Genomic DNA, 14,344 nt, shown 5'->3' on the forward strand with positions numbered 1-14,344 from the left:
CTATCTTTTTAATGAGAAATGGGCCTTAAATTGTTTCATAGTTCCTTGCTCAGGATAATCTACTGTAAACCAGTAATCTGTAGCCGGTAATAATTGTCCGTTATAGGTTCCGTCCCAACCATCACCTGCCGAACTAATCTGTTTTATTAGTTTTCCGAAGCGGTCAAATATATAAATTTTTGTTGTATTGGCATAATTAAATAATCCGGTTACATTCCATTTATCATGGAATCCATCACCGTTTGGTGTAAAGTAACGTGGGTAATCTATCACTTGTACGTTATCTATCGATACCACACCACAAGAATACCCATCCGGACTTCTAACATCCCATACATAAATCGTATGGCTGCCCAACGATACATTCTCAAACACATTGCTCGCTTGTCTTGGTCCGTCGTCTAAACTATACTCATACACCCCATAACCATCATTGGTTACAGTGATGATTTGGTTTTCTGCAAAGGCATTGGTTACTGTGTAAGTAATGTTTGCCGCTGCTCCCGAACGAACCACTTCAAAAGTAGATGCCGCTGTAATAACAGACACACAGCCTAACAACGGTGGATTTACACTCACGGCCTCTACCGTATAAGTAACACTGTCTGCATTGATATCCGTTACCGCATACGTGGATGAATTAGCTCCTGTAATCAAGTTACCGTCGGCATACCAATTAAAGGTGTAGTTCGGTGCTGTAATACCACTGTCTAAGATTAAGTTGTTGTTCACTATCGTTTGGTTCCAATTCACACATGCAATATTGCTTCCGGTGTTGCTGGTGATTACAGGCTCGGCCAATTGCTCTATCACTACATCAAAAGAATCCAACTGATAACAACCCGTTACCGTATTGGTTACTCTTATCCAATAAGTACCCGTTTGTACTTGATAGGTATCTAAGTTAGTCAACGCATTAGCTGAGTTGCCGGCATCGGCATCGGCCTGACTGTTGAAATAAAACTCTACTAGGTAAGTCGGTGCCGTTTGCCCTGCCCCTAAAATATCATCCACATAACCTGCCAAACTTGGTTGGGCATTGGTCGGGTTTTGGGTGTACAACATCAAGCCGTCGTTTACCCCATCGTAATCACACTCCAACATATCAGCCATTACTATATTGATGGTTGGTTTTGGATTCACCAAAATATTGAACTGACCTACTACGCTGCGACAAGTTGTTACATCATTAGTGATTTGAACATAAATCGTTTGCGGGTTAGTAAGATTCGTATAAGCAGCCGGAGTGTTGATTGGAATGGTCAAAGCTGCATCTTCATAGAATCTTACAGTGTATGTCGGCGGTGTTGGGTTATTGGCCATCAAGGCGGTGATTTGACTCGTTAAGTCAAATACTTCAAATCCGTCATTTACTCCCGATGGATCAGCCTCACAGATTTGGTAGTCGGCTATAGTAGCCACTGTTGGCAACGCATTAACCGTTAACGGTTGTTCCACCAAAACATAACAGTTATTCCCTAAATAATCCACTCGGTTGTTCTCTACTCTTATCCAAACACTTTGCTCATTCGGGTCTACATCTCCTACTAAGGCATTGCTTGGATTGATAATCGGGTTCACCTGGTTAATCGCATCGGCCTGGCTGTTATAATACTCCAATGTTAAGTTAGGGTCGTTGTTCAAGATATATGCCGCATTCACCGTTAAATCAAAGTACTCCAACATATCTCCCGGATTGTTGTAATCACACTGCGCACCTAAACTCGGCGGATTGGTGTTTGGTGTTGGTATCGGCAATACTCTAATGTCTAATGTTGTTACACTGTAACAACCCGCAGCACTCGTTACGCGTACCCCTAAGGTTTGTACTGCCGGTTGAACGTTAGTATAATTGGTAAAATCAGCTATATCACTTGCGCCTCCAACTTGTGCCAAAGCATAGGTTGAATAGTAAGTAACCGTATATCCCGATAAACCTTGTGTAATCATCACATCTCTCACCGTCAAATCAAAACTATGGAATTGGTCATTCGGATTAGCATCGTCATCACACAAACTAAGCGGTGTTGGTGTAGTGAGTAAAAGCGGAATGTTCACGATGATATCAAACGAACCGATATTGTAACATCCGGTATTGTTGTCTTCTACCCTAACCCAAATTTTTTGACTTGTGGTCACATAATTTGTAGCCGGAATAATTGGAGATGTACCTTGCTGTGCTGCCGTTGAACTCGTATAATAAGTTACGGTATAGTTACTGGCAGCCAAAGGTTGCTGAGCCAATACATCAGCTGTACGAACCGTTAAATCAACTCCGGTGGTTGCATTTTGGGTGTTGTTGTCTTGATCACAAACTTCTATGTTATCCAAATTAATGGGTGCAATCGGACTCGGATTCACGCGTAAAACTATAGGCATTACTGTTACACAGCCGGTGTTAGGGTCAACTGCTCTAACATAAAGGGTTTGGGTAAAAGCATACAAGTTGTCATACAACACTGTAGTGTCGATGGCCGAGCTACCTGTTTCTGCATCGGTAAACGTTTCGTGATACGTAATAATGTATGCGGCTCCTTGTAATATATCTGTTGTTAAGGTATTCAAATCAAATCCCGCATAACCATCCTGATTGTCATCGCAAATGGTGTAAGGTTGGGTTGGCGGTATAGGTGTTGGTAGCGGCACTACGCGAATATCCATAGTAGAGATTACATAACAACCTGTAGTGCTGTTGGTAATACGAATACCCAAGGTTTGTACATAAATGTCTTGGTTTTGGTATTGTAAGTTGGTAATCTCATTAGTGTTGTTTTGTGCATCGTTCAAACTCGGATAGAAGCTTACTGTCATACCGGTTTGACCTAATAAAATATCGTCTACTTGGTCGGCCAAATTAAATACTTCAAAACCTACTGCTCCATTGTAATCACACAAAGTGTATTGCGGATAGTTGGGTTGTGAAGAGTTTGGCAACGGATTTACAATTAACTCTAAAGTCACTATATCAAAACATCCCGTGTTATTATTCTCTACTCTTACATACAAAGTAGCGGTAGCGCTAACATAACCTGTAACACTTGTAATAGCTCCCGTATCGTTTTGAGCATCACCCAAACTCGTATGGAAAGTCACCGTATGTGTTAATGGGTCGATACTGCCTAAGATTTGAGGTACAGTAGTAGTCAAATCAAAACTCTCAAAACCTACAGCTCCCGTATAATCACACAACTCATAATCATTCGGCTCTGTGGCTTCAGGGGTTGGATCAACTATCAATTCTAACTCTACATAATTGGCACAGCCGGTTAAAGTATAGAACACTCTAACATAAATCGTTTGGTTCCAATCGTTGATGTTTTCATAAGGACTCGTTAACGGATTTCCACCTATCAAAGCATCTGTCGGGGTTTCGTGGTAAGTCACCGAAACACCGGTTTGAAGTGAACCGCCTTGGATAGCCAAAGTAGCATCTTCTAAGTTAAATACACCAAAACCATCGTTGTTCGGATCACAATAGTGAAGTGCCGGTGGTGTTAAAGCCAATGGCCCTAATGTAACTCTTAATAATTGGGTGGTAGTGGAGTAACAACCCGTATTGATGTCCTCTATTCTGATGTAAACTGTTTCATTATCGGTTCCTAAATACGACAACGCATTTAGAGGACTCAATTCATTTTGGGCTTCTGCCAAGGAATTGTGGTAAGTAACCACTACACCTGTAGCACCTCCGGTTGATACAGATTCATTAACCGTTAAATCAAAAATAGCTTGGTTGGAAACACCATTACTACATTGAAAAATCGGATCCGGTGTAACAGCTACCGGTAATGGATTTACCACCAAGAAGAATGAACTGATAGAGTTACATCCGGTAACAGTATTGGTAATAACAATCCAAATCTCTTGTGGACTACTTGTGTTAGGATATAAGTTTGGTAACGCTCCGGTTTGGGTTTGTGCATCTGACAAACTCTCATAGTAAGCAATACTTACATTAGACTGACCGTTAGCTATCTCCGTGTCTTTACTGTTCAAGGTAAACACCTCTACTCCATCTCCGGGGTTGGTATAATCACACAACTCATAATTGCTGATAACCGGATTGGCTAGCGGCAACGGATTAACAATCAAATTGAAAGTGGTAGTACTAAAACATGACGGTGAACCCGTGTTGTAGGCTCTTACATAAATCGTTTGCAATCCCGGATCAATATTACAATAAGGACTCGCTATTGGAGAACCACTGGTAGAAGTCTCAAAAAACTCAACAACAATATTCGGATCTCCGCCGGTAATTTCATTAATCTTTGTCGTCAAATCAAAACCACAATAAAAACCATCGTTGTTGTAGCTGTCATCACAAACTACATAATCTGATGGAGTAAATATTGTTGGTGCAGAATTAATCGTAACTGTAGCCGAACCCGTGAGCGTTTGAGAACAGGTGGTGGCGGGATTAAGTACATTGATCAAATTGCAAGTCGACGGAGCCGTGATTGGTGCTGTACTAATCGAAGCTGTACCGGCTCCATTCAACGTTATTGTTTGAGCCGGATTGGAATCAATACTATAAGTTACCTCAGCGTTTGGCGTTCCGGAAAAGGTAATTACAGCTGTTTCATTTAAACAAACGGCAGCTGGTGAAATAGCAACTGAAGCTGTTGGTAACGGATTAACTGTTAATTGGAAAGATGTTGTGCCAAAACTAGTCGGATCGGCATTGTCTTCTAATCTCACATAGATGGTTTGTCCATTAGTCCCTAAAAATGCGTTAGGCGGAATTATTGGCCCAACCCCGGTATCGGCCGCAGATTGACTGGTGTAATAAGTAACGGTATAATCTGTTGCTGCATAATTAGTTCCTAAAACTATTGGAGTTTGTGGCGTAAAATTAAAAGTTGCAGAACCACTTCCGAAACTACTTTCACAGCTCACCAAATTGGGAGGTGTTTGCGGTACCGGACCGGTAATACACAAAGCCGGATCTATTTGCAAAGGAAATTGTGTAATTACAATACATCCGGTGGTATCATCTTCTAAAGCAACATAAATTACCTCGCCATCAACACCATTATAATTACTTGGATTTAAAATAGGAGCAGCCAACTCTTGGGCATCAACCAAAGAATGGTGATAACTAAGAGAGTTGCTAAGTCCATTCAAAATAAGTGTTGCATTTTCAGTAAGATCAAAAGGAGCAGTACATTCAACCAAAGGATTTGGCGTTCCAATAGGTAAAGATGGAATGTATTCAACCAACATACAATCGGTTTGCTCACAACCGCTCGGATAAGTAATGGTAACACAATAATTACCTTCATCAGTTATAGTGTAAGTATAAGAGTTGGCGCCTGGTATCACACTATTGTCTATGGTCCACTCATAAGTAGCTCCTAAAATCGGAGATGTCCCTGCCTGAATAGTAACAGTTTCCGAACCACAAACTGCATTTGTCCCTGAAAGATCAGGTAAGCCATCAAACTGCCCGGTACCAACAATGTCCGCAGATCCAATATCAAAACTTCCGGCTCCAAGGAAAACGGCTGAATCATATGATGTATCATTTCTATCGGCTATAACCAACTTAATATGGTAAACATTATTCGGAATTACTGCTGAAGTAGCCGTCATTAAGACTGTCTCACCATTAAAGTTAGTGGCTGCTGTTGCAGCATTAGCACCACCATTAAAAACGCCAAAATAGGATGGGTTTTCAGAGGTACAAGAATTATTGTTGGCATCATCTCTAATAGTCACTACTGAAATCGGGGTTGTTGTACTTGGAATTAAAGCCAAGTTTACCGGAGCTGTCCCGGCAGTAACATTAGTCAAGAAAAACGCAAAAGAGTCTGAATAAGAACATTGAAAAGTTCCGTATTCCTCTGAAGCAAACAAAAAGTCAAAACTCATTTGGTTGGTTAACGGAGTAAAGTCAAACTCTAATACAGTGGCATTATTGTAATCTGTTAATAGAGGATCTATTCCTAAACCATTAATATAATTAAACAAATCATTATCTCCAAGCCAGGCGTTGTTACCATCACTTAACGTACTGGTATTAGGTCCCGGAGCACTCATAGCGTTACCGGTACTCAAAATAACACCACCGCTCAAAGGAAAATTTGGATTGGTATTCTGAAAATAAGCTATTCCATTGGAGGAGCCGAAACCCGGTCCTGAACTTGAACCGCTTCCCGTACTCCAAGTAATATTGGAAACCGTTCCAACACAAGAGGAGTTCGGACCATTACTTCCAAAAAGCACATCTTGAACCAATTGAGGAACAGTGTATGTGTTATTATTAACGGTAATTGGTTGGGCTAAAGAATCTATCGAAACCAATAAAAAGAAAAAAATAAGTAGTGCTCTTTTCATGAATGTCGTGTTTTTTGGAGCAAACTTTACAATTTGCTTTACAAATGTTAATAATTGTTTAATTGTCCAAATATAAGTATTCACAGAAAATAACTTTGTTAAATTTGCAGAAAAATAAACTATTCTCATGAAAATCACCATAAAAGAGACTCAAAACCCAACAATAATTAAGTTTGAGTTCCCGGATTTCATCACTCAGAATGAAAATTTTGAGTTCAAAAACATTGATGAAGCCAAAAATTCGCCATTGGCCCAAAAGTTATTTTACTTGCCTTTTGTAAAAACCGTTTACATTTCGGGAAACTTTATCGCTGTTGAAAGATTCAGCATTGTGGAGTGGTCCGATGTGCAAGACGAAGTGGCTGAGCAAATTGAAACGTTCGTTAATAACGGCGGTGTCATTGTATTGCCTTCCGAAAACAAAACCAAAAAACAACCTATAACGGTCTACGGCGAGACGACACCTAATCCGGCTTCACTAAAATTTGTAGTCAACAAAGGGCTAACCAAAAGCATGGTGGAGTTTAAAAACATCGATGAAACCAAAGCCTCGCCTTTAGCACAGGAATTGTTCAAATTTCACTTTGTTAAGGAAGTTTTTATCAACGAAAACTATATCTCCGTAACCAAATATGACAGTGTTTCTTGGGATGAAATCACTTTAGAACTTCGCACTTTCATCAAAGAATACCTTGAAAACGGCGGCATCGTTTTAGATGAAAGCCTAATTGCCGAAGACGTGAAACAGGAAAAACAACAAATTAAAAACTTCGACCAACTCGATGTTACTTCTCAACAAATCGTAAACATCCTCGAAGAGTACGTAAAACCAGCTGTAGCAGCCGATGGAGGCAATATTTTGTTCGATTCTTATGACGAATCCCAAAAAAGAGTAAAAGTAGTCCTTCAAGGTTCATGTAACGGCTGTCCTTCTTCAACTTTCACCCTAAAAAACGGCATCGAAAACATGTTGAAAGACATGCTGAACGACAAAGACATCGTAGTAGAAGCATTAAACGGCTAACTATTTCAAAATAAAAACATACCTTTAAGCGTCATTATTTATGGCGCTTTTTTTAATTTTTTCAGGAGCTATTCCCGGCTTTCCGCAGTATCTTTTTTTACAAAACCAGTGCAAAATAAAACGCTCATCTTAAAAAAAGGATACTTGCTTCAATCCGGGCTAAAACCATTGCAATGAATGAACTATATCTAGAAACCAGTCCATATTTATTACAACACGCCAACAATCCCGTGCATTGGAAAGCTTGGAATACCAAAACGTTGGACCAAGCTAAAACCGAAAACAAACTGATCCTGATTAGCATAGGCTACTCAGCTTGTCATTGGTGCCACGTTATGGAACACGAAAGTTTCGAAGATGAAGAAGTGGCAGCAGTCATGAACGCGCATTTCATCAACATCAAAATCGATCGCGAAGAACGCCCCGACATTGATGCCGTATATATGAAAGCCGTACAGGTAATGACCGGACGCGGCGGTTGGCCTATGAATGTAGTGGCATTACCCGATGGCAGACCTATTTGGGGCGGCACTTATTTCCGAAAAAGCGACTGGATCAACGCCCTCGAAAAACTACAGGAAATTTACACCCAAAATCCGGAAACCATCTACGACTACGCCCAACAATTGCACGAAGGTTTACAAACCATCAGCATCGTTCCAAAGTCTGAAAACAATACCGACTTCGATTTTACCATTTTAGAAAAACTACTCGAAAAATGGCAAAAAAGTTTTGATTGGGACTTTGGCGGTATGGCCAGAGCACCCAAATTCATGATGCCAACCAATTACGAATTCCTGCTAAAATATGGTCATCTAACCCAAAACCAAGAATTGCTGGATTTTGTCAACCTAACCTTAACCAAGATGGCTTATGGCGGTTTATTTGATACTGTTGACGGCGGATTTTCAAGGTATTCAGTCGATTTAAAATGGCACGTGCCGCACTTTGAAAAAATGTTGTACGACAACGGACAATTGGTTTCCCTTTATGCCAATGCCTTCAAATTAACCCAAAATCCGTTGTACCAAGAAGTCATTGAAAAAACACTAAGCTTTGTGGAAAAAGAATGGCTCACCGAGGAAGGCAGTTTCTATGCCGCTTTGGATGCCGACAGTCTCAATTCCGAAAACCAGCTGGAAGAAGGCGCTTTTTATGTTTGGACTAGTACAGCATTACAGCAAATTCTGGGCGAAGATTTCGACTTGTTTGCCCAAGTATTCAACATCAACGAGTTCGGGCATTGGGAACATGGGAATTATGTGTTGATTCAGAATCAACCGTTGTCAGATATCGCTGCCCAAAACAACTTATCGGTTGAAACCTTGAGCGAAAAGAAAAAAATTTGGGAGGCCAAACTTTACGAAATCAGAGAAAACCGAAGCAAACCAAGATTAGATGACAAGTGTATAACATCGTGGAATGCCATCATGCTGAAAGGTTTTGCAGAGGCTTACAAAGCCACCGGAAATCAGAAATATTCTGATATCGCACTTAAAAACGCGCAATTCATCGTAAAAAAAATATGGAGTCCGGAAGGTCATTTGTTCCGAACTTACAAAAATAATAAAGCTACCATCAACGCTTATTTAGAAGATTATGCACATGTCATTGCAGCCTTTATTTCGCTTTACGAAATCACCTTAAACGAACAATGGTTAACCTATGCCAAGCAATTAACCGATTATTCGTTTGACAACTTTTACAACGACCAAGCGGAGTTTTTCTCCTTTACCTCGCATCGGGATGAAGCTTTAGTCACAACGCATTTTGAAGTAGAAGACAATGTAATACCTGCAGCCAATTCGGTTATGGCGGTAAATTTATTCCGATTGAGTATCTATTTCCACCATTCGTATTACGAAAAAGTGGCGAAACAAATGCTACAACACATCCTACCAACTATCGATTATCCTTCTGCTTTTTCCAATTGGTTAAACTTGCTGTTGCACTTCTCCGAGTCTCAAAACGAATTGGCCATTTGCAGTGAAAAAGCGCTTGATTATCTGAAACAAATTAACGGTTGGTACAGCCCGAATTTAATCGTAGCCGGAACCGACAAAGCCTCGGAATTGCCTTTTTTAGCGAATCGATTTGTAGAAGACCAAACCTTATTTTATTGGTGTCAAAACAAAGCCTGCGACTTACCAACCGCTGATTTTCAAGAAATTATAACAAAAACAAAACGCTAGTCTCATCAAAATTTTGTATTATTGTTAGTAGTAACCATTAAACAACAAGGGTATGGGATTTGGAGATTTTTTAAAACGATTATTCGGCAGCGCTAAAAGCAATCCTGCTGAAACAACACAAACTAATGCTGAAGAAGCCATAGAAAAAGTAAAAGAAATGGCCGAACCGGTAGTGGACAAAGTAGCAGAATTGGTTGAAACCGCCAAAGAGAAAATCAGCGAATATGTTCCGCAAGCTGCTGAAACCATTGAAAATGTGGTGGAAAGTGCTAAAGAAAAAGTAAGCGAATTTGCCTCGAATGCTGAAGAGACTGTAAAAGAGAAAATCAACTCGTTTGCCGCAGATGCTTCAGAAGACACCGAGGAACCAACAAAAGAAACACCAAATCGCATCGAAGAAGACGCTGATTAATTTTAAAAAATTGTACTTTTGTAAACGCTAATTATCCCGATCCCATTCGGGATTTTTTATCGATTTATGCAAAAACAAGAACTACAATACATCCATTCGTTTGCCGAATATGTTGATCGGTTTATCAAACTACTGATTGATTATTCTCCTAAGCTGATATCTGCCATGGTCATTCTCTTTTTGGGATTGTATGCCATTCGTGTCATCAACCGTTTGGTGAAGAAAATCATGCTCAAAAGAGAACTCGACCCAACACTATCGAAGTTTTTAGCCGATAGTTTACTCTGGGCGTTGCGTGTGTTGTTGTTTATTAGCGTAATTTCGAAATTGGGCATTGAAACCTCTTCATTCGTGGCGATTTTGGGAGCAGCCGGTTTGGCCATTGGCTTGTCGTTGCAAGGTTCGCTGTCCAACTTTGCCGGTGGGATGCTGATTATATTGTTCAAACCGTTTCGAGTAGGCGATACTATCGAAGCACAAGGCGTAGTTGGAACCGTGTTGGAAATTCAAATTTTTGTCACCAAACTCATCACCGGCAACAACCAAACGATTTTTATTCCAAACGGCATTTTGTCTAACAATGTCATCATCAACTATTCGATGCAAGGCAATCGCAGAGCAGATTTGACCTTCTCGCTTTCTTACGACACAAACATTAAAACGGCGAAAGACATTGTAATGAAAGTTATGCAAAACCACCCTATGGTGCTGAAAAATCCGGCGCCAACAGTTGTGGTTAGAGATTTAACCGATTCGGCCATCCATTTATCCATTAAACCTTGGGCTAAAAATCAAGACTTTGGCGATATGAGTTCTGATATTTTAGAGCAATGTAAAGAAGCTTTTGATGCTGCGGGTATCGTTACCCAACCTTTTGTAAGAGAAGCTTCGAAGGGATAGCTACTTTGGATTGAGCATAAAATCTTTCAAGTAAAACGGCTCAAAATAAGCCACGTCTTCAAATAGGTTTTGCTCAAATTTTGCATAACTCAAAACACTCATTTCCTGAGCAGAAGGAAATACCTTTTCAGACAAAAACACAAAGTTGGGCTTGGTTAAAACCGTTTGGCATTTCTCTTGACAATCGCCTACTATATAAATAGTATCTGTTACTTCCGAATAACTGTTTTCGGTTAAAATTTCGGCCTGAACGTCTTTAATTTTTTGATGATTATGATCGAATACTGCACTGTACACTTCCATTCTGCGGGCATCAATCATAGGGACTATCAATCCGTTTTTTTGTGAAACGCTTTGTGCTAAAACAGCCAAAGTATCCACAGCTATTAACGGAATTCCCAAAGCATAGCACAAACCTTTGGCCGTAGAAACTCCAATTCTCAAACCGGTGTAAGAACCCGGCCCTTTACTCACGGCTACAGCTTTGAGTAACTTAATATCGATTTGACTTTCTTTTAAGATCTCTTCAATAAAAACGTGTAACTTTTCAGCATGTGAATAGCCCTGTTCTGCTATTTCTTTGTACAAAATGGTTTCCCCGTTTCGAGCCAAAGAAACCGAACAGTTTTTGGTTGCCGTTTCAATATTTAAAATATAATTCAAGGCCTTAAAGGATTATTTCTTAGGTTTTTCTGCCGATTTTTTAGCTATAACTTTATCTCCGGGTTTCAAATCTTTGGTTACAGTGGTATATGGCCCTACAATTACTACATCTCCTTTTTTCAAGCCCGAAACCACTTCGATATTGGTGTCGTCTTGTATTCCGGTTTTGATGACTCTCAATTTGGCTTTATCACCTTGTTTTACAAAAACACATTCGAATTTTTTGTCATTCTTGGCCATTACTTTCTTGTCATCGCCTTCCACTTTCATCTCGGGTTTAGAATTGGAGGTAGTGTCGTTTTTAACTACAACAGCGCTAATTGGCACACCCACCACTTTTTCTTTTCTGGTGGTAATAATATCTACTGTTGCTGTCATACCCGGACGGAAAGGAGAAAAATTCGCCGGTTTGCCTTCTAATAAATCTTGATAAGATTCTTTAAGAATTCTGACTTTCACTTTAAAATTAGTTACCTGATCCGCAGTAGTAGCCGTACTGGCCGAATTGGAAATACTGGTCACTATACCTTTGAATTCTTTTTTCAAATAAGCATCAACTTGAATATTGGTACTGTCTCCGATGCTAACTTTTACAATATCATTTTCATTCACATCCACTTCTACTTCCATATTGTCTAAATTGGCTACGCGCAACAATTCGGTTCCGGTCATTTGTTGGGTTCCCAATACTCGCTCTCCCAGTTCAACCCCTAACGAAGAAATGGTACCGTCGGCCGGGGAATAAATGGTAGTTCTTCCTAAGTTGTCTTTGGCTTCTTTAACAGTAGCATTGGCACTTTGTACATTAAAGTAAGCCGACTCTTTATTGGCTTTGGCCACTTCAAAAGAGGCTATCGCTTTGTCCCAATCCGAACGAGAAATGATGCCTTTTTCATATAACATTTTGCTTCGTTCATAGCTGGCTTTGGCTTCTTTAAAAGAAGCATCCGCTTGGCTCAAACCGGCTTTAGTTCCGGATAAATTAGAAATGGTTCTGTTGTATCCAGATGTATACAAATCAGGATTGATTCTAACCAATAACTGGCCTTTTTTCACCACTTGTCCTTCTTTCACCGGTAAATCGATGATTTCTCCTGATACTTCAGAGGAAATTTTTACTTCAATTTCAGGCTGAATTTTTCCGGTGGCAGAGACTGTTTCCACTATGGTAATTTCATCGGCTTTGGCAGTCTCAATCTCGACTCCTTCCTCTTTTTTTCCTATAACGCCATTTTTGGCTAAGACTAATAACACCGCAATTAAAACAATTGCAATTCCTGAGATCCAGTATATTTTACTTTTTGACATGATTTATTGTTTTTGAATGATTGGGATTCCAAAATATAATTCTACTACTTTCGTTTTAAAGATGTAATCGTACTTGGCACGAATAACATCGGATTGGGCATTTAAATATAAAGTTTGGGCTTGGTTAAAATCGAAAGTATTGATTAAACCTACCGCATATCTTTCTTTGGCATAATTGAAGGCTTCTCTTCTGGCTTCCATAGTAGTGATTGAAGCCTCGTAAGTATTCAACGCTCCTTTGGTGTCGGTGATGGCTTTGTAAACATTAGTTTCTAAATCTAACTTGGCTTGATCGAAAGCATTCTTAGATTTTTCATAAGCTACTTTAGAACGTTCTACCGAGTTCTTGGCAGAGAAGCCATTAAATATCGGCACATTCAATTGCAAACCGAAGTTATGCCCTTTGTTATCACTAAACTGATCAAATACCGGTGCCGCTTTTCGGAATAAAGGAATAAAATTCGGTTGAACTACGTTTTGTCCGGTACCTTCTACTTGTCCGATTATGGTGGTTGGGTTAGCGCCATCGATAACGGCACCTGAAACCCTATCAGAGTATCCTGCTCTGGTACTAAAACTGTAAAAACCTGTCACACTCGGTTGCAAAGCACCTTTGGCAATTTTAATGTCGCGTTCCGCCAAATCGAGATTGGCTTGCGCTATTTTAATTTCTACCCTTACTTCATTGGCTTTGGCTACTATAGCTTCAGGTGTTTGTAACATTACCGGACTGGCAGTAGCTTCCATATCAACATCGGCTACATCAAAATTTTGCAAATCCTCAATACGAAGCAATTGCGCCAAACTCAAACGGGAAAGCAACAAGGCATTTTCGGCTGCAATAACACGCTGTTTATCCGAAGCCACGGTAGCTTTCATGTCTAATAAATCACCTCTTGGTACTACTCCGGCGTCCACCAACTCTTGGGTACGTAGCATTTGCTTTTCATCGTTGGCCAATTGGTTTTGCTGTACTCTCAGGTTTTCTCTATTGAAAAGAATGTCCAAATAGGCATTGGCTACATATAAAGAAACATCATCTTGCATTTTGGTCAATTGGTATTGGGCCGCAATCTGCGACAACTTGGCCCTGCGCAAACGGTTTTGATTTTGCAAACCATTATAAATATCTACACTCGAATTTAAACTGGCCGAGGTAAACTGTATGGTTTGGTTTTCCAAAAGACCGGTAGTAATATTTTGGTTCAAACCAATATTCCAGGAATGAGATGCACCGGCATTCAAGTTGGGGAAAAAGGCGCCCCAAGCTGCTCGTTTATCAATAGCGGTAGCCTTTAAATCGAGCTCAGATTGCTGAATAGAAATGTTGTTTTTCAACGCATACTCGACACATTCTTGTATGGTCCATTTTTTTGCTTGAGCCGAAACCTTCCCACAGAAAAGCATCAACAAACCCAAGAAAAAGTACTTTTTAAAAATTATTTTCATAAGTAAACAGGCTTTAAAGCCTAATTTTCGTGACTAAACAAAGATATTGCTTTTGCCTTA

At 39.9% G+C, this 14,344-nt stretch carries 8 protein-coding genes; 4 read left to right on the forward strand and 4 right to left on the reverse strand.

Annotation, left to right across the window (positions count from 1 at the left end):
- Entirely contained in the window at positions 1–6,336 is a 6,336-nt protein-coding gene (locus ACJG85_RS01215) for a choice-of-anchor L domain-containing protein (protein WP_412476735.1), read from the reverse strand.
- A gap of 127 nt (positions 6,337–6,463) precedes the next feature.
- On the opposite strand from ACJG85_RS01215, the gene ACJG85_RS01220 reads away from it, so the two are divergent.
- From ACJG85_RS01220 to ACJG85_RS01235, 4 genes are all read left to right on the forward strand, one after another.
- Positions 6,464–7,360 carry a NifU family protein gene (locus tag ACJG85_RS01220; RefSeq protein WP_412464646.1) on the forward strand — a complete coding sequence of 299 codons (897 nt, stop codon included), beginning with the start codon at positions 6,464–6,466 and terminating at the stop codon, positions 7,358–7,360.
- 173 nt (positions 7,361–7,533) lie between these two features.
- Positions 7,534–9,552, forward strand: coding sequence for a thioredoxin domain-containing protein (locus ACJG85_RS01225; protein ID WP_412476736.1), 2,019 nt, complete (start codon positions 7,534–7,536; stop codon positions 9,550–9,552).
- A 52-nt stretch (positions 9,553–9,604) separates the two neighbouring features.
- The gene (locus ACJG85_RS01230) at positions 9,605–9,964 is read left to right on the forward strand and encodes a hypothetical protein (protein ID WP_412476737.1); all 360 of its coding nucleotides are present in this window, start codon (positions 9,605–9,607) and stop codon (positions 9,962–9,964) included.
- Positions 9,965–10,030: 66 nt separating this feature from the next.
- Complete coding sequence (locus ACJG85_RS01235) at positions 10,031–10,864, forward strand: mechanosensitive ion channel family protein (RefSeq protein WP_409678062.1); 834 nt, start codon at positions 10,031–10,033, stop codon at positions 10,862–10,864.
- On the opposite strand, the gene tsaB is transcribed toward ACJG85_RS01235, so the two are convergent.
- The 3 genes from tsaB to ACJG85_RS01250 are packed head-to-tail and all read right to left on the reverse strand — an operon-like array spanning position 10,865 to position 14,284.
- A complete protein-coding gene (tsaB, locus tag ACJG85_RS01240; protein WP_409678065.1) occupies positions 10,865–11,527 on the reverse strand; it encodes a tRNA (adenosine(37)-N6)-threonylcarbamoyltransferase complex dimerization subunit type 1 TsaB in 663 nt (220 codons plus the stop codon). It lies immediately after the preceding gene.
- Positions 11,528–11,539: 12 nt separating this feature from the next.
- Complete coding sequence (locus ACJG85_RS01245) at positions 11,540–12,835, reverse strand: efflux RND transporter periplasmic adaptor subunit (protein WP_412476738.1); 1,296 nt, start codon at positions 12,833–12,835, stop codon at positions 11,540–11,542.
- Between the two features lie 3 nt (positions 12,836–12,838).
- On the reverse strand, positions 12,839–14,284 hold the full coding sequence (locus tag ACJG85_RS01250; protein ID WP_409678071.1) for a TolC family protein: 1,446 nt from the start codon (positions 14,282–14,284) through the stop codon (positions 12,839–12,841).
- Positions 14,285–14,344: the final 60 nt, after the last annotated feature.

It is taken from the genome of Flavobacterium mekongense, assembly GCF_047038255.1.
In the GTDB taxonomy this organism is placed as follows: domain Bacteria; phylum Bacteroidota; class Bacteroidia; order Flavobacteriales; family Flavobacteriaceae; genus Flavobacterium; species Flavobacterium mekongense.

Coding starts and splice junctions, on each gene's coding strand:
- ACJG85_RS01230 (WP_412476737.1), top strand. CDS start 9,605: ATGGGATTTGGAGATTTTTTAAAACGATTATTCGGCAGCGCTAAAAGC.
- ACJG85_RS01245 (WP_412476738.1), bottom strand. CDS start 12,835: ATGTCAAAAAGTAAAATATACTGGATCTCAGGAATTGCAATTGTTTTA.
- ACJG85_RS01215 (WP_412476735.1), bottom strand. CDS start 6,336: ATGAAAAGAGCACTACTTATTTTTTTCTTTTTATTGGTTTCGATAGAT.
- ACJG85_RS01225 (WP_412476736.1), top strand. CDS start 7,534: ATGAATGAACTATATCTAGAAACCAGTCCATATTTATTACAACACGCC.
- ACJG85_RS01220 (WP_412464646.1), top strand. CDS start 6,464: ATGAAAATCACCATAAAAGAGACTCAAAACCCAACAATAATTAAGTTT.
- ACJG85_RS01250 (WP_409678071.1), bottom strand. CDS start 14,284: ATGAAAATAATTTTTAAAAAGTACTTTTTCTTGGGTTTGTTGATGCTT.
- ACJG85_RS01235 (WP_409678062.1), top strand. CDS start 10,031: ATGCAAAAACAAGAACTACAATACATCCATTCGTTTGCCGAATATGTT.